Raw genomic sequence first — 26,815 nt, 5'->3', positions numbered from 1 at the left:
TTAAAAAGACAGTCTTTTGAGCTTTAACTGAAATTCTTTAGATTCCAGGAGGCGAGTTCGTAATCGTTCAAATGAACTATTTGATTTTTTGATTTTTTTCAGTTCATCTGGTTCTGGATCACGAGCAAGAAGGAGATTAAATGCCAGCATAATGTCCTCTTCTTGGGGGGGGCTGGAGTGAAGTGTATCTGAAAACACCTCAAACTTATCGTGGAATAATTGCTTTTTAAATTCCTCAGAAGAAAATAAGCATCTTCTTAGTTTTTCTACGGTTTCGCAGGCCGATTGTTGAAATTGAATCGTAAATTCATTTTCAGGTTCGCGTCCGAGTATAAAACGATAACCCGCAATGACATGTTCTTTAGTGGGTGCATTGATTCGTGTTGATTGATAGAAATCGTATGCCTCATTTATTTTATCGAAGGAATAGAGCCGGCCATTGCTTAACACCGCTGCTGATTCACAATGGGTTTTTATATAAGCTGGATCATGAGAAACAATAACAAGCGCTCGATCGTTTCTTTTTTCAAATAATTCTTCATAACACTTTTTGTGAAACCGGTCATCGCCCACTGCAACCACCTCGTCAATTAAGAAACAATCAAATTCAACGGCCATGGAAATTGCGAAACTCAACCGCGCTCGCATTCCAGAGGAATAAGATTTAATAGGTTCATGGAAATAAATACCCAGTTCGGCAAAATCATTAACAAATTCGATTTTTTCGTTCATGAGCTTTTTTGTAATCCCATAAATTCTGCATATAAAACGAAGACAATCGAGTCCTGTTTGATTATCTTGAAATGCATCCCCTAATGCGAGTGGCCATGAAACGCTCATCTCCCGATGTATTTTTCCTGAACTCGGTTTTTCGGCACCACTAATTAGACGGATTAAGGTTGACTTCCCAGAGCCGTTACGTCCTAAAATCCCTATTTTTTGACCACGTTCAAGGGTTAAATTAATTTTATCGAGCACGGTACGTACCCCTTTACGAATGGGATAAACCTTGCTGATATTATCGATATGAATCATTCTGAACCTACGCGTCTACTCGCTTCTTTTACCATCGCAAGACTGAATAGACTTAAGATCAAGCAAAAAGAAGACAGATATTGAATTGAATAATGAGTATGAACCGTGGAGCCAAAAAATCCTTCTCGTACTAATTCCACACCATGTATCATTGGTAACCATAAAACAATTGATTGCACTTTTTCAGGTAGCCAGTCGACCATGAATGCTGCACCCGACATGGGAAAAAGTAAGTACGCTACGGTATGCCATAATCGCTCAACTGTTTCAAAGTGCTCACTAATCGCACCAATCAGCAAGGCTAGCGCCACAGCAAACCACATAAGCAATAACCAACCGCATAGAATCGTTAAAACATTATCCGGAAAATCCATTAATCCCATACTGATAAAAGCAATGGATAAAATCAAAAACGACATTGTCACGCTACTAATCTCAAGTGTAATGCGTGCTAAAAACAAGTGCAGTACTTTAATGTAACGATGATGCAACAAGCTGCGATTTGCACGTACTGCCATGGTGCAACGACTCACTGTATTTCGCCACACAAGAACTGATGAGTACCCAGTAAGTGCGAAAGCCGTAATAGGTAAACTCGAACCATGAGTGAGTTTGGTCAATGTCCATAATGTAGTCACTCCCAAGGTAAATAACATGGGCTCCACGATGATCCATAAAAAACCGATATTGTGTCTACCATAGCGAATTAAGATTTCCCGCATGAGCAGCGCGCCAATTACCCGAGCTTGTATTTTGAGTAATGAGTCCTTTTGCAACGACATAAAAATCCTATTTAATGGCAATTTCTATACGATAGATAGAGAAAATCTAAAGGGATAGAGTCTTCAACTTTGAGCTAAAACGATTGTTATTTTTAATTGAAAAAGTATAATGGATTCACAAAAATAGGACAAGACTTATACTTTTTAGCCCTCTCCGGAAGGGACTTTTGTATCCGTCGAAGAAGTCAATTTAACAGCGTAGCATCAAATTAAGGGATTTTATGAGCTTCATGTCTTTCGCACAAAATTTTGAAGACATCATGTTGTGGCGCGCATTAAAGCATGTGCAGAAAGGATTTTATATTGATATTGGTGCTCAACATCCGATAATCGACTCGGTCAGTAAGGCATTTTATGACAAGGGATGGCGTGGAATTCATATTGAGCCTGTTCCTGAGTTTGTTGAACTATTGCGAAACGAACGACCTGATGAAACCGTGTTACAAATCGCGCTATCTGACTCTAATGGATTACTTGATTTTAATGTTATTCCTGGAACCGGATTAAGTACAGCCATCCACCACATTGCAGAAACTCATCTCCAGGAATTAGGCTTACCCTTCCATAAAGTACAAGTGCCAACGCTCACCTTGCAAGCAGCTATGAATACATTAACTGTGCACGATATTCATTGGATGAAAATTGATGTGGAAGGGTTTGAGCAACAAGTTCTCAGCGGTTGGGATTCCAGGAGTTTACGCCCCTGGATAATATTAATTGAAGCGACAGTTCCTCATTCACCTGAACCAAATCATGCCCAATGGGAATCATTGCTTATTGCAGCCGATTATCTATTTGTTTATTCCGATGGACTCAATCGTTTTTATGTTGCCAAAGAACATCCTGAACTTCTCAATGCTTTTATGAGCCCCCCTAATATATTTGATCGATGGCAAATCACTGAGAATTCATATCTTTGTCAAGAATTGCTCGCGAATTATAAAGTAAAAATTAATACTTTACTGGAGCAAACAGCAAACGAACTTAATTTAGCAAAGGAAAATCAAGTACAACAGCAAGAGGTAATGCAACGTTTACAACAAGAAAAAGATGCTTTGCTTCAAGAGGTTGGCTTACAAAAAGAATACCTGACTCATCAGCAAGGCTTTGTTCAAAATTTACAAACTGAATTAAATAGTGTGAATCAAAAATTAGGTTCCCTAAGCGAAGAACTAATTACAATCAAAGAATATCGTAGGCAGGAACAAGTACATGCTCAGAATTTACAGCTTGAATTAAATAGTGCCAACCAAAAAATAGGTGTTCTTAGCGATGGGCTCATTGCAGAACAAGAATATCGCCGAAAAGAGCAAATACATATTCAAAATTTACAAAATGAATTAAATAGTGCCCATGAAAAAATGAACGCCTTAAACGAAGAACTGATTGAGCAGAAAGAGCTGCGTAGAGTAGAGCAAGAATCGATACAATTGCAGCAGCATAATGCTCACACTTCAACAAAAAACTCCACTTCTATCCAGTTGCTTTTGCGTCGACAAGGAGAAGATTTCATTTACCATGCCTATCTTGCTACATTAAATAGAGCACCTGATCCGGAGGGTATGAAGTATTTTATGTCCCGTCTGTCGGCGGGTGTAGATAAGGCATTAATATTAAAAGATTTAATAAACTCCCCTGAAGGAAAAAGTAAAAAAATTCGCATAAAGGGACTTAATAAGGCTTTACGTTGCTATAAAAGACAAAATTGGCCGGTGATTGGCTCATACTTTAGAAGACTTTATGAAAAGCAAAATAATAAAATAAGGCAACAGATATTAGCCTCAGATACAAATAAAGTGGAATTGGAATTAAAGCAATTATCGGAACATGAGCGTCATATTTTCTATCAACTTAAACAATGTATAGACCTTGGTGCACAGTAAAATAAGCATTAAAAAACACTTCCCAAAACAATTTTAATTAGATGTGAGTAAAGGATTGCCATAATGTTAGAAACAACCAACTGTTGGAAAAGGGATTTGACAGACAATCAAATTTATCTAGGGTATACCTTTGAAGATTTAAAACGACTCGAAAAATATCAGGCAAACTCAGAACTGGAAAAAGGATTTTATACAGACTATTTTGGTATTAAAACCGATTTATCTTTTTTTTCTATTACTAATACTCACCATGAACAAACCCTTGGTAGGCTTCCTTTTCCATGCGACACGCTTCATGCTGAGGCGCTCGAATACATTGCTACAGTCAAAGCAGTAGAAACTGCTAAAAATCAATTCGTATGTATTGAATTGGGTGCAGGTTATGGGCCCTGGTTAGTCTTCGCTGCCAAAATTGCTCGACAAAACGGAATAGCTGATATTACTCTTGTGGGCGTGGAAGCCGATAAAGAACGAATTGCGCTGATGAAGGCTCATTTTATTAAAAATGGTCTTCCTACATGGGAAGAGAATGTAATTAAACCTGAAAATCAGATTATAACACGTTGTATTTATGGTGGTATTAGTGAGAGTAAAGAGCCATTATTTTATGGCGCAAATGGAATTGGCGACTGGGGTGGGGCTGTATCAAATAATTCATCTGCAGAGGATTATCGTGGATATGAGCTTCCTAAGCAGCAGGTTCCATCCTATACGATAGAAGATATATTAAATGATTTTAACCATGTTGATTACGTTCACATAGATATTCAAGGTGGCGAATTTAAATCATTAGAACACTCTATAGCTTCAATAAATAAAAAAGTTCGTTTTATGCTTATCGCAACTCATAGTCGAAGAATTGAAGGTGAATTGTTAGAGCTGTTCATTCAAAATAAATGGAGCTTACTTCATGAAAAACCATGTAAATTTGATTTCAATCCGAAGCTTTATAATCTAACGGGCATGACAACCTTGGATGGGATTCAGGTCTGGTTCAATGCCAATTTATATGAACATAGTGATGGCATATTAAATTGAGCGAAACAATCTGTATTCGAGTTTTCTAATTTAAATCCTTTTGGATAGCATTGATGGAGTTGTTATGCGTATTGTCTTGGATCTGCAAGGCGCTCAAACACCAAATACTCGTTTTCGGGGTATCGGTCGTTATTTACTTTCCCTCGCTTTAGCGATTGCTAGAAATCGTGGAGAGCATGAGCTTTTTATTGCTCTTAATGGGCAATTTCCTGAAAGCATCAATTCTATACGAACTGCATTTGAGGGAATATTGCCTCAGGATAATATTCGGGTGTGGTCTCGTATCGCATCTAAAAAAGAATATGATTGGTCTCATCAAACTGCAGAACTGGTACAAGAAGCGTTCATTGCGCATCTAAAACCCGACATTGTTCTTATTGGGAGTTTCTTTGAAGGAACTAATGAAGGGGGTGTAATTACGAGCATTGGCAGATTGAGTAAGATACCTGTAGCCGTTATTCTTTATGATTTAATCCCCCTTGTATATTCGGATCATTATCTAAAAGATGCAAAAACAAAAAAGTGGTATTTAAAAAAGCTAGAGTCTTTTGGACAAGCAGACCTATTGTTATCTATTTCAGAATATTCAAGACATGAAGCTTTAAAATACATAAGTTTTTCGGAAGATAAAATTATCAATATTTCTTCTGCAGTAGATGATTATTTTAAACCCATTAAGGTTACCAAAGAAGATGAGATACGAGCTCGATTTGGTTTAACTCGCTCCTTTATTTTATATACAGGCGGAATTGATTTTCGTAAAAATGTTGAAGGATTAATTCGGGCTTATGCGAAGTTACCTCAAGACGTTCGTGATGAACATCAATTGGTGGTGGTATGCTCAATTAATAATTCGGAAAAGAAAAAACTTTTTTCATTGGCTGCCTCCCAGGGTTTAGCTATTGAGGAATTAATATTTACCGGATTTGTATCCAACACTGATTTATTGAGCTTGTATAATTTATGCAAAATTTTTGTGTTTCCTTCACTGCATGAAGGATTTGGCTTACCTGTTCTTGAGGCGATGTCTTGTGGTCAAGCGGTAATTGGGTCGAATACCAGCAGTATCCCAGAAGTGATTGGTAGAGAGGACAATCTATTTGATCCTTGCGACGATGAATCGATAGCAAATATGCTTTTAAAGGTATTAGATAATGATGATTTTCGCTGTGAATTGAAACATGCGGCACTGGAGCAATCTAAATTATTTTCCTGGGATATTAGCGCTCGCAAAGCGATTAACGCATTAGAAGCCTTAGTTAAACAAAAGAAACAAAAAGGCATTGGGTTTAATTCGCACCAACGACCCAAGTTAGCCTATGTTTCTCCTCTGCCCCCAGAACGTAGTGGGATAAGCTATTATAGTGCAGAACTTTTGCCCTTTTTGAGTCGATTTTATGAAATTGAAGTTGTTGTCGCTCAAAAGGAGGTTAATGACTCCTGGATTACGACCAATCATCCCATTCGATCTGTTCAATGGTTTAAGGAGAATGGTCTTGGTTATTACGATCGAGTGATTTATCATTTTGGTAACTCGATGTTCCATCAACATATGTTTGGGTTGATTCAACAAATACCTGGTATTGTTGTACTGCATGATTTTTTCCTATCCGGTATTATCGATTATGCCGCTTATCAGAATGAAACCAAGAATTTACTAAATTTAGAATTATATTATTCCCATGGGTATAAAGGATGTCTTGATAGAGTGAATGATCATGATAAGGCCCTCTCTAAATATCCATGTAACCTTCGCATCCTACAACAGGCAACAGGCGTTATTGTTCATTCAGAATATTCTCGTTATCTAGCAAACCATTTTTATGGCCTCAATACGGCAAGAGAATGGACGGTTATTCCCCATTTAAGAAAACCTGTCGACCTCGTTGATAAATTTGCCGCCCGCGAACAATTAGGTCTCAACCCCGATGCATTTTTAGTATGTAGTTTTGGAATATTGGGGCCTAATAAAGAAAATCATAGATTAATAAAGGCTTGGATGGATTCAGAGCTTGTGCACAGTAAACAGTGCAAGCTGATCTTTGTAGGAGAAAACCAGTCTACCAGTTCTTATGAGAACCAATTATTAACCACTATTAATGCGGGTCCAGGGACAAATATAACTATTACTGGATGGTGTGATAATCCTACATACGAGTTGTATTTAGCAGCGGCGGATCTAGCGGTTCAACTGCGAAAAAACTCACGGGGAGAAACATCTGGAACCGTATTAGATTGTATGAATTATGGTGTTCCTACAATTATCAATGCACATGGTAGTCTTAGCGAAATACCTGACCACTGCGTGTGGAAGATACCCGAAGAATTTACTGATCGCCAATTAACAGAGTCCCTAGAACTCCTCTGGAACGATAAACATCGACGATTGGCTCTGGGCGACTTGGCTCAAAAACATATAAGAACTCAGCATGCGCCCTATGATTGTGCACAGAAATATTATTATTCCATTGAAAAGATGTATGATCTCGCTTCAGCGGATATTTTCTCATTAGGTAAGTCAGTAGCCCAACTAAAATCTTATTCTCCGAATACACGCGATTTAATGCAATTAGCCAGAGATGTGGCTCAGTCTATTTCCAAATCAATCCAAACACGACAATTCTTTATTGATGTGTCGGTACTCATTGTTAAAGATGTAAAATCAGGGATTCAACGAGTGACACGAAGTATTTTAAAAAGATTATTGGAGTCTCCTCCAGCCGGTTATAGAGTGGAGCCTGTTTATGCTTCTGAGAGCCATACTTATCGATACGCCCGTAACTTCACACTTAATTTATTAGCGTGTTCTGCTGAAAATTTTGAAGACACACCTATTGATGCAAATGCCGGAGATATTTTCTTAGGTTTGGATTTAAGCCCCAGTATTGTTCCTAAACACAAAGAATATCTGCTGAATTTGCATCGAAAGGGCGTTTCTATTCATTTTGTTATTTATGACTTACTCCCCATTCTAATGCCGGAAATGTTTACTCCTAAAACGGAGAAAATGCACCAAGCCTGGATGAACACGATTTCCATGTTCGATGGTGTATTATGTATCTCTAAAGCAGTGGCTGATAATGTGTGTGACTACTTAAAGAGTTTTAAATCAGAACACGCCCGTCCTTTCAAGATAGGCTATTTTCACCTGGGAGCGGATATTGAAAATTCATTGCCAACCCATGGGATCAATAGTCATGAAGAAAACCTACTTCAACAGTTAAAACAAGATCCAACCTTTATTATGGTTGGAACGGTTGAACCACGAAAAGGGCATCAACAAGTACTCAAGGCATTTGAATTACTCTGGTCGCAAGGGCATCGATTTAATTTAGTCATTGTGGGAAAGAAGGGATGGGAAGTCGATAATCTTGTCCGAAAATTGCGGACAAACCCGGAATTGTTTAAACATTTATTCTGGCTGGAACAGGTGAGTGATGAATATTTAGAAAAGCTATACGCCGTTTCTTCGTGTATGTTGGCTGCAAGCGAAGGGGAAGGATTTGGTTTGCCTTTAATTGAGGCAGCAAAATATAAACTTCCTATCATAGCCCGTGATCTTAAAGTATTTCGGGAAGTGGCAGGAAATCATGCTACCTATTTTAATTCCAATGCTCCCTCTGATCTGGCTGAGGCAATTCTATTTTGGGTGGGTAATTTCAAAGAAAAGACCCATATTTCATCGGAACACATGCCATGGCTAACTTGGGAACAAAGTACCCAACAACTTTTGGAGGTACTGTTCAATGGGCAGTGGTATACCCAATTAACACCAGAACAGTGTGAACCAGATTGGAATCAGTTTTCGATTAAGAAGGAAGAAGTACCAGAACAGGAGGAGCTATGCAACTAAATAATTCTCCTAAAATCGCAATGATTACTGGGATAACCGGCCAAGATGGCGCTTATCTGGCTGAGTTACTATTGGAAAAAAAATACATCGTCTATGGAGCTTATCGACGTGCTAGTGCAACTAATTTTTGGCGAATTAAAGAATTAGGTATCGATAAACATCCAAATTTACATTTAGTTGAATTCGATTTAACTGATCTGAGTTCAATTATAGGCTTGCTTAGGAAGAGCCAAGCGACAGAAGTTTATAACTTAGCAGCACAGAGTTTCGTCACTTCTTCTTTTGAACAACCTATTATGACTTCATCAATTACCGCGCTTGGTGCTTTAAATATTTTAGAAGCAATTCGGATAGTGAATCCGATGATTCGCTTTTACCAAGCAAGTACTTCGGAGATGTTTGGGAAAGTACAAACCGTACCGCAAACTGAATTAACTCCGTTTTATCCTCGTAGCCCTTATGGAGTTGCTAAATTATATGCTCATTGGATGACGGTTAATTATCGTGAAAGCTACAATTTGTTTGCCTGTAGTGGCATTTTGTTTAATCACGAATCGCCTCTGCGAGGCTGTGAATTTATTACACGAAAAATTACCAACGGTATTGCAAAAATCAGATTAGGAATGCTCGATGTCTTAGAAATAGGGAACTTAGATGCAAAGCGGGATTGGGGATTTGCAAGAGAGTATGTAGATGGGATGTGGCGTATGTTGCAAGCAGATGAGCCTGATACTTATGTATTAGCAACTCAGCGAACTGAAAGCGTGCGATATTTTGTAAACTTAGCGGCACAAGCGGCAAATTTTGATCTTGCATGGGAAGGAAGTGGTGCCCATGAAATAGCTATTGATCAACGAACCGGCAAGACCATAGTTCAAGTTAACCCTCAATTTTATCGGCCCGCTGAAGTGGATTTGCTCATTGGGGATGCTTCCAAAGCAAAAAAAAATTTAGGGTGGGAGTCTAAAATATCTTTAGAACATTTATGTCAAATGATGTTAGAAGCAGATCTGGAACGAAATAAGCGTGGGGTAACTTCATAATGAAGAAGGTTATGATTACCGGTTCTTCTGGGTTTACCGGGCACTATCTTTCTTTGGAACTGTTGCGTGCTGGAATGAATGTCATCGGTCTTTGCCAACGGTTACCGCTTCATCCGATTCCAGGAATGAATTATTTTTCATGCGATCTTTTAAATCAAGCTGAGCTGAGCAATATTATTAAAGAAATAGAGCCTACAGTGGTGGTTCATTTGGCAGCGATTTCTTTTATAGGACAGGATAATGCGGAAACAATGTATCGAACGAATATTATCGGTACTCGGAATCTATTAAAGGCTTTAACCCAATTATCAAAACCTCCAGAACAGATTTTTTTGGCCAGCAGTGGAAATATTTATGGCAATACAGAGCGCGAATTTATTGATGAAACGGCGCCCGCCGCTCCGATCAATGATTATTCAGTTAGTAAGTTATCTATGGAGCAGATGGCAAAACTTTGGATGAACGAGCTTCCCATTACGATCCTGCGTCCATTTAATTATACGGGAGTAGCGCAATCATCTCTATTTTTGGTACCCAAAGTAGTTACTCATTTTTCCCAGCGTGCCGATTTTTTGGAATTAGGTAATTTAGACATCGTGCGGGACTTTTCTGACGTTCGTGATGTTGTCCACGCATACCGACGACTTATAGAAGTAGGCGGAACTGCAAATGAAGTTGTTAATATTTGTACTGGTCAGGGATACTCGTTGCAGCAGTTACTTTCCATGCTGAGCAAATTAACAGGGCATACTCCGGAAATTGGCGTTAATCCTAGGTTTGTTCGCAGCAATGAGGTCAAGCATTTAGTAGGATGCAAACAAAAACTTGAGCAAATTATAGGTTTTTTTCCCCGTTTTAATTTAGAAGAAACCTTAAGTTGGATGTTAGAAGCAAACAGGTTCGCGCCATGTAAATGAGGGAAAAGTAGTCCACACAACCCACTTTATGCTTAATTTAAACACACTAAAAAGGTATAATATTGTCCCTAATTGAAAAGTTTTGGGAAAGTATTATGCCTTTTTTATCACGAGAAGAGTTTGTAAATATATGTACAGAAGCTATTTTGGAGACTAGAAGAAAAATAACAATCTGTAATCAAAAAAGTGGGTATATAAAATACCATCGCGAGATTAAAGAAAATAACTATTTTACTAAAAATGTTCGCGAACCTCTAACCTCTACCCAAGAAGATGAATACATGTACCGACATGATCTAATTGAGTATGTTAGTTTAGGAAATTGCCATGAGCTTGCAGATTATCTTCTGGTAGAGATTGGTAAAGAAATTGCCCGTAGAGGCGCAGTTGCAAAAATTCGTATTCTTAGCTCACTTAAATGTGATCATGTCTATTTAGAAATATTAGTGCAGTTAAAAGGTGAGAACAATCCTTCCACATGGGAGGTGGATGCTTGGGATCCCCGGATCATTGATATCAGTACTCGACCTGATGGTTCAATAAAAAATTATGAGTCGCTTACTTACGGATACTCTGCGGATCCCCATAATTCAGTCTATACCGATCAAATCAACTACAATCGTAGATACAGATTTTTTAACGAGATACCCAAGCCACTTCCTGGTAGGCCCCCCGCTGGAAGTGCGACACCGGAACGGGAAATATTGGAAAAGCATTCTAAATTGTATGATGATTACACTTTACAAGAGTCAATGGAGGCAGGAAAGTTTGACTCCTCTGGGGCCGTTCATTATTTACAACAGATTTCAGGCTGGCAACACTAATACAAAATTAGTTTAAAAACTTGAATAGCGCTTAGCCTGAGTAGTTAAACTCGGGCTGCGATTGCCCGATTATTGTTTCTCAATTAAATAAATAACTCCATTAAAATCATCAGAGAGATACAATTCGCTATCTTTGCCTTCGACTATATGAACCGGCCTACCTATCACTTTGCCTTCTTTAAGAAATCCGGTAATAAAGTCATTTTGAGTTATTATTCCATTTTCAAAACTAAGACTCACCACCTTATAACCGACTTTAATTGAACTATTCCACGAACCGTGAAGGGCAACTAATGCTTTTTTATAAAGTGGAGATTTAGGATTTTTTATAAATGTAATGCCTAAAGGTGCTTGGTGCGCGTCGAATTTGAATGCCGGCGGTTGAGATCCATTAATAATTTGTTCTTTTCCAATACCAAATTTGGGGTCGGGTACTCGATCTCCGTTTGCATAAGGCCATCCATAAAATTGATTTTCTTTAATAAGATTTAACTCATCAGGAGGGAAGTGATCCCCTAAATAATCACGTCCATTTTCAGTTGCATAAAGTCTTCCATCGATGGGTGACCAATCAAACCCAACCGCATTTCGCAGCCCCTTGGCATAAACAGTCAAATGATTCTCACCGGGTTTAAAACGCGCGATAGAAGCTCTTAAAGGATTTTTTTCAATGCACACATTGCACGAAGAACCAATCGATACATAGCCGTATCCATCCGGACCAAATTTAATAGTTCTTGTCCAATGTCCTCCATCATCGGGAATATTTGTTATTATTCGCTCATAAGACCCCAGAATACGTCCCTTTTGTACATCATATCTAACTCGGCCAATCGCATTTTCTTCTGCAATGTATAAGTAGTGATCCAATAAATCCATGCTGTGAGGCTTTCGCAAACCGGAGAGAAGCACGAGTTTTTGTTCCGGCTTTTTATAAGGTATTAGGATAAGTGTTCCTTTTGAGGGCTCGGTTACGAGTAAATCCCCTGAGCCGGTAACATACATAAATCTTGGTTTGTCGAGCCCTTGAATATAAGGCTTCAATATAAAATCATTCTTCAGATTAATATGCGTCGGAGGGTGTGATTTTAAAAAGGGTAGAGATTGCCCTACTAGCTCCGAAACCTCGATATTAAATCCAATAAATGGTTGAAATAAGTACAATAACTCCATACCCACTAAAATTAAAATCAGACCGTAAAACAGTTTTTTCATTTTGATATCCGGTTTAATTCAGTTTGATGATCGTTTGTAAATTGAAATTCTTGGAGTAGAGCACAAGACGTATTTTCTAATGGAAACATTATATAGGATTTAAAATTTTAAGCGACTGGCCTTCACTCTTTAAAGTAATAGTGAAATTTGGGCGAAAAGAAGTGCTTATATCCATTATCCTCTACAGATCTATAGAAAACTGCAGCTCATCATCTTCATCAACCTTTTGTGCAGCTTGTACTACATGTTTAGATTTTTTAGCTTTTGGGATGGATCCAATAGTATTTTCTAATTGTTCGATTTGTACTTGTAAAGTCATTTTATTCGCTAATAATTGTGTATGCTCCGTTTCCGAGCTCTGTAGTTGGTCCCTTTGTTTTGTATAAAAATCAGATTCTTTTTCTAGTCTTTCTTTGTCTGCTTTTAAACGCCTAACTTCTGTATTTAAAGAATTGCGCAAGTCATACTGAGTACATTTACTTTTTGCTTCCTCAATTAATTCTTTGCGTACAAAACGCAAGAAAAAACCTTTTATTTTACCAGGTTTTGCATCTGCTAAAAAACGGTCCAATGTCCCTGGTTCTGCTGAGAGAAGCTTGCCTATTGTTTCGTCATGTAGACTAATCTGTTCAGCATTACTTTGACATTGTTTTTGTAATCGTTCGATTTCTAAGTTAATCTTTTTCAGTTGGTCTACATCCTTCTGCAAATGATTAAGTTCTTTATCGATTTTGGGAAGTGAATGTTTAAATTCAAGAATAATATCAAATAAGTCCTCCTCGGTAAGTGCTTCTAAAATGGAAACATATAGATTATGATTTTCGCTGATTCGAGCTTTTTTTAATTCTTCAAAAGCCTCATAGCAGATTAGGCCAATATATTCATCCTCTAATGATAAGATTTCATTAATCGCTTCTTCGATTTTTTGACCATCATAGGTTGTTTTGCCTCTAAGGATAAGCCTGTAAATTGTCTCACTCATTGGAACCCATACAACATGGTTGCGTAGTATAATTTTAGTACAAATAAACTAATTATTGGTGCATTCGTTAATTATCTTACAAAAATTAGAATAAATGAGCTCGGATTTGAGTTATAACTTGCGATTCATAGAGTGAATTTGCCAAATCAATTTTATTTAAAGTTCGAATGTTATTTGCTTTCTCGTTATTTCAAAATATATTAAAAGAATGCCTAACTAATTAATGGTCATCAATGAAATTTATAATCAATAAAAAAAATAGTGGAGAAACTATCGTTCTGACCTTGGAACCCACAACAACCGTTAAAGAGCTGTTACTTATTCTTTATACTTACAGAAGTAAGATTTATGATCATTTTTCTTTTAAAGACTATCAAAAATTCATTTCAGTATATCAGTGTCTTTTATATGGGGATCGATTCAAAAATAAGTTACTTCCAAAGACCCATTTAGCGGATTATGGGTTTGAGGATCCATGTTATCTGACTTGGGAAGAGTTTACTGAGAATCGAAATCATACATCCGAGATGGAGCCCATAGGTAATAGAGCACTATTTTGGCAGGCTAATATAAAGCCAGATAAGCTCAGTATCGGAAAGGAGTCTTATTCGATCTCGCCGATGTCCACGATTCCTTAAGGAAGGAGAATTTCTTATTTTAAAAGGACATTATTTTAGATACCGCGCTTAAAGCGCGGTACGTCGATCGGTGTGGACGTCTTATCAAGAGATCAGACATCCTTTAGCGATTTGTGTTCCCGTATGAGCCCCATGTTCCTCTTTAGCTTCAAAGAAACTTAGAGCCCTAGACTTCGTTGACGGAGGATTGGAATTGATGGGAGTGGGGCTGGGCTCGGCATAACCAAAGGTATTTAATAGGGTAACCGTTGTATTCCCCGCAGTTTCTACCGTCTTTCCTGCATTTGTATCATTTGCTGCTGACATCACATCCTGGTGTTTAAAACGATATAAATTGGTTAAAACAATCGCAGATTCGAGTACCATCAAGGCAACACCCACTGCGGGATTAAGAGCAAAACCTATTGCCACAAACAATCCGGCTGCTACAAGTGTAATAATTGAGTTATAACTTAAACTTACGGATAAGTTCTGGACAATGTTTTGTTTGGTTTTTTCTGCGACGTCGAAGGCAGTCGCTATAGGAAATAATATACCTTGCTGAATTACAACCCCTGCATGTTGTTGGGTAATGCTATCTCCGATACTGGATTTTACCGCGATTCCAAGATCGGAATACGCAATCGCACTCACATCATTGGCCGCATCACCGACCATGGCTACTTTACAGCCTTTGCGTTTCAGCAGTTGTATATAACTTATTTTTGAGATTTCCGTTGGATTAGAGATCGCACCAACAGTATTGGCGCATACATTTTTTTCAGAAATACCTAATAATGCTGCGTATTTCAAGGCAGTGACTTTATCTGCACCCGTGCAAATATGCACTGTTTTACCTAAGCGTTGAAGTTGCTTTACAGTGGCAATAGCATCTTTACGCAAAGGGTCAGTTAAAGCAACTTGTCCAATTACGGATGTGCCCTGCACAATATAAATGCTACCATTTTCAGGATTATCATAAGGCTTATTAATAAGAGTAATTCCATTTGCTTTGAGCATATCCTCGTTACCAATCATGAAGGTTTCACCCTCAATAGTAGCTTTTATTCCTGAGTGGTGACTTTTATCAATGGATGTGATTTCTAACGACTCTGTAGCGATGTCTTGATTTTCTATATAAGACCTAATTATTTGTGCTGTAGGGTGATCGGATTTACTTTCCAATAATGCAACATGAGCTAATAATTTTCTATTAGAAATTCGCAGACGCTCTACTTCAATGTTTCCTTGAGTCAGGGTGCCATTTAAATCAAAAACAACAGTATCAATATCAGCAGCTGCTTGTAATGCTTTACCATTGTTAAAATGGATTCCGTTTTCAGATGCTTTTTTCATACCGATTTTAACTGCCATTGGCGTAATCAAGCTCAAAGCGCATGGGCATGCACTCACAAGAACTGAGATAACACATTGAATAGCCAAAACAGGATTAAAAACCGAACCGATGATGATGCCGGAGATAAGTGCAATTGTAAGCAGACCAGGAATAAAATATTTTAATAATTTATTCGCAAATTGTTCGAGAGGGGCTTTTTCAGCATTTGCTTGTTCAATATTTTTTGCAATTAGAGATAAGTAAGAATTTTGATATGTTTTGGTAACCCGCATTTCCAATGAAGGAATATGATCCGCCAAGCGCATCCCTGCTTTCACTTTATCGCCTGGATTAAATTCTTGTAGGTGCGGTGAACCATCGATGCGTGTAGTATAAAGCAGTGCTTTTGATGTTAATACTCCATCGACAGGAATAACCTCACCCTTTTTAAGGATAATAAGATCATTAGGGATTAAATTTTTGACGGAAATTTCTTTATCTGGATTACCTTTTAATAGAGTCATTTGAGACAAACAATCGCGGACATCTAATTTTTTGTTGATTTCATCAATTAAAGTATGTTCTATCCCTTCACCTAAATGCCAGAAACCTAAAACCAGCGGTGCTGCTTCGAACATCATAGGTAATCCAGGAATAAATAAGCTAGCGATAGATACCGCAACGATAGTCAAGGTGCTTATTGCATACAAAGTGGTCGTATCCCATTCCTTTGCAAGCAATGCATGCCATGCCGATTTGTAAACAGTATTTCCTAAATATAAGGTCATTAAGGTAGTAAGACCGGTGATGGCATAATAGGCAAGCATAGGGATATTAAAACTCCCAATTGCTAGAACGAGCATACCTAATCCCCAAAGCAACCCTAATCCAGCTTTTAACCAATGATTTTCATCCTCCTCAGAGCCGTGGTGATGGTGGGAGTGAGTATGAAGATGGCCATGGCCGTGCGAATGAGAATGACCCTGGGAATGATCATGAGAAAGATTATGAGAATGACCATGGCTATGATCACCAAAATGATCATCAGAATGACCGTGAGCATGATCACCATAATGATCATCAGAATGACCGTGAGTATGATCATCAAAATGGTCATCAGAATGACCGTGAGTATGATCATCAAAATGATCATCGGAATTGAAACGTTTTGTTTTTTTTCTGCTTTTTTTAATAGGAGAAGAGGGAGTGGGTTTGGAAATTAATGGGTCCATATGCATATCTTCTTGATAGTCAATAGTCTCCATTTCCATGATGTCACTTAAAATAATTCCCTCCTTTGATAAAAGCTGAGTCACGACGGTCTGTATCGTAATAGAATCGTTCACTTCACATAACAAACTGATGCCTTTATCTTCACTGGTTAAATCGATAGCAATACGTACGAACTTTAAGCTTAGTGCTGAGTGCAAAATCTGTTCGATTTTTGTGGAAGTGTTCTCCAGATTCAAAGATGACACGTTATTAGAAAGGCGGAATCTATAATTACAATACATTGGTTTCCTCCATTTAAAGGACAACATAAATGTTAAAGAGGAGCAACGCCCACTTCAGTTGTATATCAATATTCACTTCAGACCTGTTACGGAGATTACGTAATTTTGAAACGGGACAATCAAGTAATTTATTTCGTCAAACCGATAAAACAGCGTCTGGTATTTTATTACGAGGCATCCCAGCCCTCAGAAAGTGTTATATTGTAACATCGTCTTGCCAAAGAACAAGTCATATTAAATAATTTTTAAACCAGAGGAATTTAGCTAATATTCGGTGCCGGTGTTTGATAATTTTTCTGTAAAACAAGGACTGTGGTATAATGAATTAAGTGATTAAATTATAATATGATTGATGAAATACAATTTGTTGGACAAGGCTTATAAGCATTGCGTGCAGCATGGCTATCGGTTCACAGACCCGAGAGAGCGTGTCCTCAAGATTTTAATAGAAGAAAGAAAGCCTCTAGGGGCTTACGAAATCTTACAAAGACTCTCCACACAAATTGAAAATCCCAAACCACCTACAGTTTATCGAGCGATTCAGTTCTGGCATCAAGAGGGATTCATCCATTGTATTGATAGCCTCAAATCATATGTTGCTTGTTTGCACGGGCATCATGTAGGACAAGCTCAATTTTTAATTTGCAATCAATGTGATTTTGTCAAAGAATTAGAATGCATTATTGATTTCACATGCATTACAGAATTAGCAAACTCACTGCAATTTTCAATTATTAATTGCACAACAGAAATCAAAGGTTTATGCGTGCGTTGTAAACTGGCCAATCGAGAGGATTAGGCGCGGTTGATTGTAAAAAAACACGTATATTTTAGCTTATTGGTAATGGCTATTAATAAGCAAATCAATATTCGAGGCAAGTGGCTGCATCACCTTGTTACAAAAATATTCTCGTGACACCGTTTTTTCTACGAGTTCATGACTATGAGCAGGCTGTTGAAATAGCATCAAAAAACATCCGACTAATATTATATCTAAACGCATAAAAAACATATCAATTATCCAATAAAGAAATAAATTGACAACTAATTTACCATAAAAATGCAAAAAATGCACCTTTATTGTGCAATTTTTAAAGCTATTAGTCTTTTAGAGATGTTCTGGCTCATCATAAAGCCTTTGGTTGTTTTGGCCGATGTAGGATCTGTTGTAGATTTTGGGACTGGATTTATAGCTTTTTTATTAGGTTTCAGCTTGTGGCCTATTGTTACGGCCATTTCTTGATTGGCTACGCGACTGTTTATGTCAAGTGGGTTAATTAATTATTCTGTTATTGTGATCTAAATAGTGCTCAGTTAAAAACAAAAAGGCTAAAGTTTGTTACCGGAAACTACTGGCTAATGCGCACTGAAGATAATAGTGAACTGAGCGGCGATAGGTCATACCGGGCCGAGTGTCCAGGTTGCACTATTTTTTCGAGCCCAGATTAAGCAAATAAATATAACTTCTTCAATCTTCGGGCTTTTTAAATAGCAGGGGTATAAAACCTATGATTAGAGGATTTTGAGCCCGAATGGGTCAATTCACTAATTTGTTGTCTTAACTCACCAATGGTATTTTGTTGTTGCTCAATCACTTTTTGTTGTTTTTCTTCTTTTGCTTGCATTTGTTTAAATAAAATATAGGACACATAAATGGCGGTACGTTCTTTTGCTGTGAAACTTAACAATTTTTTTTCAGCTTCTTTATTTTCGGTTGATAATAATTCAAGCTCTTGTTCCTGCTCTGAATTTAGTTTGTTGAGAGCGGCATTTTTTTCCGATAGCTCAGCTACTAAAAGGGTATGCTGATGTTCGGTGCATATTTGTTCTGCAATGTCACTAATTCGAGCGTTGGATGTTTGGGTAGTGATGTTAAAACGTTTTAAAACACTATCGTTTAAAATATCCCCTGAATTGCATAGTTCACCGCCGAGATACCCGTCATTTTTTAACCCCGACAAAGCAATGGTCATTTCTTTGCTCTCTTCATCTTGGCTATAAGTCATTCTATAGGTTTTGTGTTTTGGAGTTTCCAAAAGTACTTTAAGATCAACAAGTACTTGAAAAATTTGATTTTTGTATTCTTCTAATTTGGTAGGCTCAAGGGAATTTTTTTGGTTAAGTAATGTATTTAGCGAAGTAATTTCATTCAAAATATAATATAAGAAAGGTCTTCGGCCGCTATCACTGCATTGCTTGATAAGCTCATTCAAGCGGATTTTAAAATGAACATCCTTATTTTGGATGATTTCTTTGGCACGAATGAGTGATTTTTCTCTGAGTAATTCTTCGTCAGTATCGGTGACTAATTTTTTTACTTTCGGTTGACTGTCATGATAGCGCACTATCACTGCAGTCAGAGAATAAATTAATTCTTCTAGTCTCGTCATGTAAAATTCCTTCTAAAGCTAAATCCATTAGTCTAAATGTGGAACTACATACAAACTTGATATTTCACTATATTGAATGTTTGCCTGAAGTGCAAGTACTCAAAATATAAAATCAGGTTGACGAATTCCCTATAATCTATCCAGACAAGACAGGATGGGATCCATCACTATTTTTTCTTCTTAAAATAAGTCCCATTCGCGTAAACATTATGACCAAAACCACAATCTGCATCGGAACCTTCTTGGTTAACAGATAACATACCAGGTTTGAGGAATGTTATCGTGATCATACATGAGCCATATTCAGAAGAAGAGTATACGGCCGTATCCCCTTTAATATTGGCCACACCCGAAAGCTCCCCGGTATTGGCTTGCAGCTCGCCATTTACCATATAAGGATAAATTAATTCGAAGGAAATATTAAGTTTGCCTCCTCCCAAAGCACGAACCGTCAAGGTATTGGAAATATCATTATGAGGGGCAGGAAATTTCATAATAAAGGTACCATTTACTTCTTCTTTAGAAACACTGTCTCTATGGGATTCGGAAAAACCCAATGCCGAATAAACAACAAACAGATTGAATAAAGTAATTTTTATAATCTTGTGATTCATAGTCGCCGCATCCTATTTTTATTAAGCAATCATTAAAGCCGTTCAAGTTTTTTTTCATGGTTCTTTGAAAGTCATTAATCCAGTTCATCAAGGTAAGTCTCTTTGGTGTACCGGACCGAAATAATTGCGATAACGACCCAAAATATAATGTACAACGCAGGAGCATATTTATTTCCGGTTAGCTCAACCAAGGTTAAGGAAACTAAGGGCATGGTTCCACCAAAAACTGCTTGGCCAATGTTATACCCAATAGATACGCCACTGGCGCGAATCGCGGTGGGGAACATCTCTGCAAGCATAGTAGGCACTGTAGCATTCAATGGTGCAAGTATGATTGCTAGCCCTATTTCTCCCACAAGGACATACCACCAGTTACCGCTCAAAAAAAGAATAAAAAGAGGATAAATAAAAATAAAAATACCAACAGCCCCTAATAAAAAAATAGGTTTCCTACCTAAGAAATCGGATAATAAGCCCATTATCGGAATTAATATCGTTAATACCAGTAGTGCTATAAAGTTTATAACCAGAGCATCTTTTAATAAAAATCCTTCAGATTTCACTAAAAAACTGGTTATATAAGCAATGAGTAAATAATTGCTCATTGCTAATATACTCGTAAAAATAATAGCTAATAATAATTTGCGCTGATGTACTATGACCACAAGCTTTGCGGGAAGTTCGGTGGTAGGTTTGGTGTGCAAAAAAGCCTCAGGCTCAACACTTGTATGACGCAAATAAATGCCTATTAATCCAAGGAGGGCACCCATTAAATAAGCGAAACGCCATCCCCAAGATCGCAGCGTATCCTCGGTCAATAAAACACTGAGTACAGAGGCCGTAAAAGAACCTAAAAAAATACCCAGAAAAGCAGTACTTAAAACTAAACTTCCGGCAAAACCACGTCGATGACCAGCCATATGTTCTATGAGAAAAGTAGTCGAACCGGGTAGTTCTCCTCCAACGGCAATTCCTTGTATTAATCTAAAAAAAACGAACAGCAACGGAGAGAGGATTCCCAAAGTATGAAAATCAGGGATTAAGGCGATACACGCTGTGGAACAGGTCATAATCGACACGGAGATAATCAACGTTTTTCTTCTACCGATATGATCTGCATAATGTCCTAATAATACCCCTCCTAATGGACGCATAAAAAAGCCTACCGAAAATACGCCAAAGGTGAGGAGAAGGGAAACAAAATAGACATCAGATGGAAAGAATATTTGTGCAAATAAGGGAGCAAAATTGGCATAAAGAAGAAAATCAAACCATTCTAAAGTATTTCCGTATAAACCAGCAAAAATACTTTTTTTCTTCGTTCGATCCATAATTGTATTTTTTATAGTTTCCCCTTACTTCTTTATAAACTATTTTACTTTAATTTGTCTCCATTTATTTCTTATTTCAAAAGGAACATGATTCGCTAGCCTGAAACACTGGGAGTTTGAACATCTTTTAATAAGAGTGTTTTAGACGGACTTTTTATTGAGCCTCGAAATAACGCGGGGGATTTCTCTTTAGCTTCTTGTTCTAAAAAAATAAACTCTTCTGAGTTAATCCAAAAAGGACTCCATGCCAATCTGCCTTTCGAAGTAATACGAGTTGCTTTTTCGGAATTAAGATCAAATGTCCATATTGCAAGTGGGGGTTCACTCCAATTGTTCCTATGAATGGTTTCATCCATATCTACATCCATAATGAGCATTGCTCCATTGGGAGCCGCGTGGATGTGCGAAGCACTACTCATGCTCGCGTGTGGAATAATGTCATTAATGCGCCATTTTTTTATTAGATTTCCTGCAAAGTCTCTCCAATAAATTGAATACAAATCATGGCTAAAAAAAGAAGTGTCATTTTCTGCCCATGTCGGACTGAATGCGTTTTGGGTATTTTTTATAAGGCGATACCCACTGCCATCAGCATTGATTAATGCCAGATGCCAATTGTTGTTTACAAAGGTATTAAATAATAGCTTTTGCCCATCAGGCGACCACACTGGATTAAAGTTGTTTGGAGAAGGGATATTCTTCAATAAGGTAACTTGATCCGTTTCAAGAGCGATGATTGCCAGGTAACGGTTTTCGAATTTGCGCTTATCCACTACATTATAGGCAATATATTTTCCATTTGGGGAAATTTCAGGGATGTATCCTTCTGTAATTTTTTTGATATTACTGCCATCTATATTAGCTGTCCAAATGGAACCATGACGTTCAAAAGCAATCATCGATTTAGCCTGACCCAAAGCGCAGTATATTAAGACCAATAAGAACAAAAAAATTCTCATAGGAGTATCCCTAAAAGGCTTATCCGAATAAATAGTTTGGAAGCATAGGATCGCATTCGTCATTCCCGCCTTAAGAATGACATACAAACTTTCTTAAATTAAAGTAATCAACGATGAGATATTTTGACCTGGCTCTGTATCAAGATCAAATTTCATTTTAATGCCAACCCCGATCGCTGGTACCGTATTCTTCACCAATACCACTATTTGATGAGCCAGAATTCGCACAGGCGCTTAGAGAAAGTATGGTCATTAACAAATAAAAAATCAGGGTAGCTCGTTGAAATAATTTATTGGTAATCATTTACTTTTCCATAACTATTCAATAATCATTCAATGAAATAGTCCATATTGTAATCTTGAGACAATCAAAAAACGAGTAGTTTTATTTCTCGCTTTTCTCGGAAAAAATAAAAATATCTGTATTCAATGTTAGCTTCTATTTTTACTTAAGACACTAATTTTAAAAATTTTTTTAAAACAGCACGGTGCTACGCAAGATAGTATTTGATGAAAAATAAACCAGCCTGAGTCATTGTACTATAATTTGATTATGTGTGTTTCATGTTGAGTACATTATGAAAAGCAAAATGAGTGTCGCAAAAGGTGATTCTGTTCAAAAACGTTCCAAACTCGAGCCCCCTTATGATGCGGGGGATTGCGGATATTATGCACTGTGTGTTGGTTTATTGCATCTTGGAATGCAAGCTAAAAGCAATGGGGTTCTGGCTGCAGAAATTAATAAGAGTAAGATTCTCACCACTATTTTTACTAATATGCCACAGGTAAATAGGATACTGGGCTCTAATAATGTTCAGACCCTCGAACATGTGTTAGAAGCGCTTAGTGCCCCCGGTTGGGATAGTCTTTCATTGCGGGAGTTATTGAGTGAATTTAGTAATGGGATACGTCGTTCGATGGTCGAGTCCGATTGGGGGACTGATTTTTTTAAAGCAATGCTTAAGGAAGGTGCATGGGTGATTGATAATCAAAAATGGATGGATTTACCCCCATTTAAACGTTTGAACGGAAAAATTTTAGATAGGATGGAGGAGCTTGCAAATGGCAAGAAAGTTGATGCAGAACAAGCAGGTGAATTAAGATTCCAGGCGACACTGGAAATCTTTAAAAATTTGAATGAGTCGGTATTAGAGGATATGGCAAAAGCAGTTATTAGAAAATATTATGGCCCCGGCTCCGAAAAAGCCTGGCTCGATGCGGATTTTCTAAAATATTGTTCGAAACAAATGTTTCCTGATGCCGACAATTTATTTTTTGATCCACGAAAAATTGAAATCACCAGTATAGGTCCCTCTTCAACCCACTGGTATATTGATGTTCCTAAAGATCAGATAACCGATTCTTTATTGACAAGTGTTAATTCAGGATCCAGTAAATGGCTAAAAGAAATTGAAGTATACCGGGTAAAAGAAAAAGTAGAACAAGATATTTCTTCCTTAATCCGGGAACATCATGAGCTACTTAAAGCACAAAAGAAAGCAATTTCCGAATTTAAAGTTACGGCTTCAGGGCTTTATGCAAAACATCTGGATTCTTCATTCTCAGAAGATTTAAAATTCGATCTTTCTGTATTAAGTTGTTTTGATAAAGACCCTCCGGATCAAGAAACTATAGATAAGGTTTTACTTATAATTATTTCACATGATGATACGAGTTTTCCAGCATATACCGAATTGTCTATGGCGCGGAAGTCAATTGTGGAGCTCAACCAAAAAATCAGCAAAGTTGAAAAGGAGCTTGAATTAAAAAAAGACAAAACCTCTGCTACTTCTCTTATTAGTGCAGGTATGTCTTTTAGAGGGCATAGAAAAACCTCGACTCATGATACATCCGAGGAACTTGAGGGTCGCGAAAAGCGTCCCAATAATAAAGGGTTGCCACCTTAATAGACTCTTTATTGATAAGGGAAGAAAATCGAGCCTTCAAAATCATTATTGATATTGATGTTCGTTGCGGGTGAAAAGAGGGAGCTATAACTTGATAAACTTACTTCAAGTTTGGTTCCCGGTAACACTATAGTAAGCCCCGAGTGATAACCTGACTTATAAATTGACATAAATTGTTTTGTGTACTCATCATTAGGGAGATTTACATACCAATGACTTTCACTTGGCCCGTTACTTGTGATATGAGCCCCATCCTTATCAAACATGAAGGAAGATGTGCCCAGTAAATCACCCACCAGAGTTTTGAGAAATTCACTGTCTACCCAGACTTTTGGTGCATCTCCCGTATAAAAATGAGTAATTACCTCTTGGGCCGCAGCACTCAATTCTTCATCGGCTAACGCATTACACACTTCGATTTGCGCTTGGAAAATAATGGCATACAATGAATCGTTATCTGATTTAAGGCTTTTTTCCCGAGTGGCTTTCTCATAGAGTTCATCTGATTTAGCTTCAATTTTTTTCATGATGCTTTTGAATGAAGCTAACTTTTCCCAAACTCGATTATCCTCAAGCCATAAACCGCTTTTAATTTCATTTTTTAGACGTTCATGTAACCAGGGGGAATTGGTATTCGCTTGTTTTAATTGTAGTGTGAAATTAGATAAAATTTCGTTAAAAGAAAGTTGCTCAAAACCATGTGCAGCCATTGCGTCCAGATAACTGAGTAAGCATTCATGATTGGTTTTAAACGACTTTACAAGACAGCCCTTAAGAGAATTTGGTTGTGCTTCCAAAATTTTGGTGAGCAGCTTACTGGAGTTAAGTGCGGACCTTATAGATTCATCTACTGCGGCTTTAAGCGCTAAATAAAAAATACCAATGACAACCACATGGTAACCACAATCTCCTGAATTCTGAGCAGGAGAAAATTTAACTTTATCTACTCTCTCAATCTCCGTTTTTTGTAGCATTATGGCCTGAACTAAAAAGATTAAAGATATTTAGTATATCACTTGAAATATATTTTCGACAAACTGGATTCATAAAAGTCTTTGGCCTGATAAATTTGTTAAATTATTCTTACAATTAACATCTGTTTATTGGCTAATTAGGGTGATAACATCTGCAACGATTAAGGATAAGCTAAGGAAAGTGATCCATGAAGGAAGGAGTCAATTCATTCATTTTTTTTATAGCCCTCATTGCAGGATTTGGAGGGTTTTTATTTGGATTTGATTCGAGTGTTATAGCGGATGTTAAAGATCAAGTTATTGCCCAATTATCTCTATCTGAGTGGCAATGGTCTCAAATAGTAAGCATCAGCATCCTGGGTTGTGTTCTTGGTATTCCTTTAAGTGGTTTCTTTGCTGACAGACTCAGTCGGCGTTTCTTACTCAAAACAGTGGCAATAGGCTTTATTTTGGGGACTGTTCTTTGTGCTCTCTCCGATGACTTCATCGTATTATTAGCAGGTCGATTCATCATTGGTATCTGTATCGGAATTGCTTCTTATATTGCTCCGTTGTTTATCGCAGAAATTGCTCCTCCAAATAAAAGAGGGGCTTTAGTGCTGATGAATGGTTTAACAATTACCTTTGGTCAAGCTATAGCCTATTTAATCGGTTATTTGCTTCATGATTATTCTACAAACAGTTGGCGGTTGTTATTTGGTATGGGGAGTATCCCCGCTTTGATTTTGTTTATTGGGATGTATTTTGTCCCCCATTCCCCGCGGTGGATTATGAAGAAACAGGGAGTAAACAAAACGTTACAGCTCTTAAAAAGAATCCGCCCTTCAGGTTATGACATTCAAAAAGAAATCGATGAAATACAGAGTAATTTAAAACAAAGTCACTCGGCGAATAATTTATTATTTAAAGCGCCCATTATTTTTGTACTTGCTGTGGGCGTTGCTTTAGGAGTTTTTCAACAATTTTCAGGAATTAATGCCGTAATGTATTACGGGCCGGTGATCTTTGAATCGGCAGGTTTTTATCCGGTGACTAATGCTATTCTGGCAACTTTTTGTATGGGGGCTGTTAATTTTTTATTTACGTTACTCACTTTATTTTATATTGATAAATTAGGTCGGCGTTTCTTATTATTAAGCGGGACGATGATCGCTACATTGAGTCTTTTTGTGGTTTGTTTATTATTTAATACACCATTACCGGGTCAAAAATTCTGGATATTGGGCGCTTTCTCTGTCTATGTAATAGGTTACTGCATTAGTGTTGGATCTTTATTTTGGGTGTTAATCTCCGAAATCTATCCTTTATCCGTCCGGGGTCTTGCGATGAGCATTGCGACTGTGGTGCAGTGGGCCGCTAACTTTGTAGTGTCTATATCCTTTTTGACGATTTATCAAAATTTAGGAGAAATGCTTACTTTTGCTTTATTCGGTTCATTATGCTTAGTAGCCTTTTTCTTTATTTATCATTTTGTACCTGAAACAACAGGAGTGTCTTTAGAAAAAATAGAAAAAAATTTGCGAGCAGGTAAAAAAATCAGAGACATTGGAAAGCCTATATCGGAAATAAAAACAAATGAATTGGAATTAGTGAGAGATTAA

General features: G+C 37.5%; 21 protein-coding genes. 10 read left to right on the top strand and 11 right to left on the bottom strand.

All coding sequences use genetic code 11. From position 1 onward, the window contains the following. Together HBNCFIEN_RS14850 and HBNCFIEN_RS14845 are read right to left on the bottom strand one after the other, a co-directional pair. Entirely contained in the window at positions 1-1,035 is a 1,035-nt protein-coding gene (locus tag HBNCFIEN_RS14850; protein ID WP_182391833.1) for an ABC transporter ATP-binding protein, read from the bottom strand. Next, positions 1,032-1,817 carry an ABC transporter permease gene (locus tag HBNCFIEN_RS14845; RefSeq protein WP_182391832.1) on the bottom strand — a complete coding sequence of 262 codons (786 nt, stop codon included), beginning with the start codon at positions 1,815-1,817 and terminating at the stop codon, positions 1,032-1,034. The genes HBNCFIEN_RS14850 and HBNCFIEN_RS14845 overlap by 4 nt, the downstream gene beginning before the upstream one ends. 230 nt (positions 1,818-2,047) lie before the next feature. Here HBNCFIEN_RS14845 and HBNCFIEN_RS14840 point away from each other — a divergent pair, with 230 nt between their 5' ends. The 6 genes from HBNCFIEN_RS14840 to HBNCFIEN_RS14815 all read left to right on the top strand — a co-directional run bounded on the left by HBNCFIEN_RS14840 (position 2,048) and on the right by HBNCFIEN_RS14815 (position 11,375). Beyond that, entirely contained in the window at positions 2,048-3,700 is a 1,653-nt protein-coding gene (locus HBNCFIEN_RS14840) for an FkbM family methyltransferase (RefSeq protein ID WP_182391831.1), read from the top strand. A gap of 63 nt (positions 3,701-3,763) precedes the next feature. Next, entirely contained in the window at positions 3,764-4,738 is a 975-nt protein-coding gene (locus HBNCFIEN_RS14835; RefSeq protein ID WP_182391830.1) for an FkbM family methyltransferase, read from the top strand. A 64-nt stretch (positions 4,739-4,802) separates the two neighbouring features. Further along, the gene (locus tag HBNCFIEN_RS14830; protein WP_182391829.1) at positions 4,803-8,591 is read left to right on the top strand and encodes a glycosyltransferase; all 3,789 of its coding nucleotides are present in this window, start codon (positions 4,803-4,805) and stop codon (positions 8,589-8,591) included. After that, complete coding sequence (gene gmd, locus HBNCFIEN_RS14825) at positions 8,582-9,634, top strand: GDP-mannose 4,6-dehydratase (protein ID WP_182391828.1); 1,053 nt, start codon at positions 8,582-8,584, stop codon at positions 9,632-9,634. The genes HBNCFIEN_RS14830 and gmd overlap by 10 nt, the downstream gene beginning before the upstream one ends. Continuing rightward, positions 9,634-10,551: a GDP-mannose 4,6-dehydratase gene (locus HBNCFIEN_RS14820; protein WP_182391827.1), complete on the top strand. Its 918-nt coding sequence runs from the start codon at positions 9,634-9,636 to the stop codon at positions 10,549-10,551. The genes gmd and HBNCFIEN_RS14820 overlap by 1 nt, the downstream gene beginning before the upstream one ends. A gap of 95 nt (positions 10,552-10,646) precedes the next feature. Then, positions 10,647-11,375, top strand: a complete 729-nt coding sequence (locus HBNCFIEN_RS14815) for a hypothetical protein (protein ID WP_182391826.1) — start codon at positions 10,647-10,649, stop codon at positions 11,373-11,375. A 69-nt stretch (positions 11,376-11,444) separates the two neighbouring features. Here HBNCFIEN_RS14815 and HBNCFIEN_RS14810 read toward each other — a convergent pair whose 3' ends face one another. Together HBNCFIEN_RS14810 and HBNCFIEN_RS14805 are read right to left on the bottom strand one after the other, a co-directional pair. Then, entirely contained in the window at positions 11,445-12,590 is a 1,146-nt protein-coding gene (locus HBNCFIEN_RS14810) for a sorbosone dehydrogenase family protein (RefSeq protein WP_182391825.1), read from the bottom strand. A gap of 181 nt (positions 12,591-12,771) precedes the next feature. Then, positions 12,772-13,572 carry a hypothetical protein gene (locus HBNCFIEN_RS14805; RefSeq protein ID WP_182391824.1) on the bottom strand — a complete coding sequence of 267 codons (801 nt, stop codon included), beginning with the start codon at positions 13,570-13,572 and terminating at the stop codon, positions 12,772-12,774. A gap of 233 nt (positions 13,573-13,805) precedes the next feature. Between HBNCFIEN_RS14805 and HBNCFIEN_RS14800 the strand changes: the two genes are divergently transcribed. Further along, the gene (locus HBNCFIEN_RS14800; protein WP_182391823.1) at positions 13,806-14,210 is read left to right on the top strand and encodes a hypothetical protein; all 405 of its coding nucleotides are present in this window, start codon (positions 13,806-13,808) and stop codon (positions 14,208-14,210) included. Positions 14,211-14,294: 84 nt separating this feature from the next. Here HBNCFIEN_RS14800 and HBNCFIEN_RS14795 read toward each other — a convergent pair whose 3' ends face one another. Further along, positions 14,295-17,039, bottom strand: coding sequence for a cation-translocating P-type ATPase (locus tag HBNCFIEN_RS14795; protein WP_182391822.1), 2,745 nt, complete (start codon positions 17,037-17,039; stop codon positions 14,295-14,297). A gap of 352 nt (positions 17,040-17,391) precedes the next feature. On the opposite strand from HBNCFIEN_RS14795, the gene HBNCFIEN_RS14790 reads away from it, so the two are divergent. Continuing rightward, entirely contained in the window at positions 17,392-17,838 is a 447-nt protein-coding gene (locus tag HBNCFIEN_RS14790) for a Fur family transcriptional regulator (RefSeq protein ID WP_182391821.1), read from the top strand. A 685-nt stretch (positions 17,839-18,523) separates the two neighbouring features. On the opposite strand, the gene HBNCFIEN_RS14785 is transcribed toward HBNCFIEN_RS14790, so the two are convergent. From HBNCFIEN_RS14785 to HBNCFIEN_RS14765, 5 genes are all read right to left on the bottom strand, one after another. After that, complete coding sequence (locus HBNCFIEN_RS14785) at positions 18,524-19,429, bottom strand: hypothetical protein (RefSeq protein WP_182391820.1); 906 nt, start codon at positions 19,427-19,429, stop codon at positions 18,524-18,526. Positions 19,430-19,596: 167 nt separating this feature from the next. After that, the gene (locus HBNCFIEN_RS14780; RefSeq protein ID WP_255464241.1) at positions 19,597-20,043 is read right to left on the bottom strand and encodes a hypothetical protein; all 447 of its coding nucleotides are present in this window, start codon (positions 20,041-20,043) and stop codon (positions 19,597-19,599) included. Positions 20,044-20,117: 74 nt separating this feature from the next. Next, positions 20,118-21,374, bottom strand: coding sequence for an MFS transporter (locus HBNCFIEN_RS14775; protein ID WP_182391819.1), 1,257 nt, complete (start codon positions 21,372-21,374; stop codon positions 20,118-20,120). A gap of 95 nt (positions 21,375-21,469) precedes the next feature. Then, positions 21,470-22,333, bottom strand: a complete 864-nt coding sequence (locus HBNCFIEN_RS14770) for a PD40 domain-containing protein (RefSeq protein ID WP_182391818.1) — start codon at positions 22,331-22,333, stop codon at positions 21,470-21,472. A 157-nt stretch (positions 22,334-22,490) separates the two neighbouring features. Then, a complete protein-coding gene (locus tag HBNCFIEN_RS14765) occupies positions 22,491-22,637 on the bottom strand; it encodes a hypothetical protein (RefSeq protein ID WP_182391817.1) in 147 nt (48 codons plus the stop codon). A gap of 274 nt (positions 22,638-22,911) precedes the next feature. Between HBNCFIEN_RS14765 and HBNCFIEN_RS14760 the strand changes: the two genes are divergently transcribed. After that, entirely contained in the window at positions 22,912-24,240 is a 1,329-nt protein-coding gene (locus tag HBNCFIEN_RS14760; protein WP_182391816.1) for a hypothetical protein, read from the top strand. 8 nt (positions 24,241-24,248) lie between these two features. On the opposite strand, the gene HBNCFIEN_RS14755 is transcribed toward HBNCFIEN_RS14760, so the two are convergent. Then, positions 24,249-25,214 (bottom strand): hypothetical protein, encoded by a 966-nt coding sequence (locus HBNCFIEN_RS14755; protein ID WP_182391815.1) that lies wholly within the window; start codon positions 25,212-25,214, stop codon positions 24,249-24,251. Positions 25,215-25,402: 188 nt separating this feature from the next. On the opposite strand from HBNCFIEN_RS14755, the gene HBNCFIEN_RS14750 reads away from it, so the two are divergent. Next, a complete protein-coding gene (locus HBNCFIEN_RS14750) occupies positions 25,403-26,815 on the top strand; it encodes a sugar porter family MFS transporter (RefSeq protein WP_182391814.1) in 1,413 nt (470 codons plus the stop codon).

Origin of the sequence: Legionella sp. PC997 (genome assembly GCF_014109825.1) — a bacterium.
Classification (GTDB): Bacteria; Pseudomonadota; Gammaproteobacteria; order Legionellales; family Legionellaceae; genus Legionella.
Note: the sequence above shows the minus strand (reverse complement) of the source record. Positions and strands in the feature narration are given on the sequence as shown.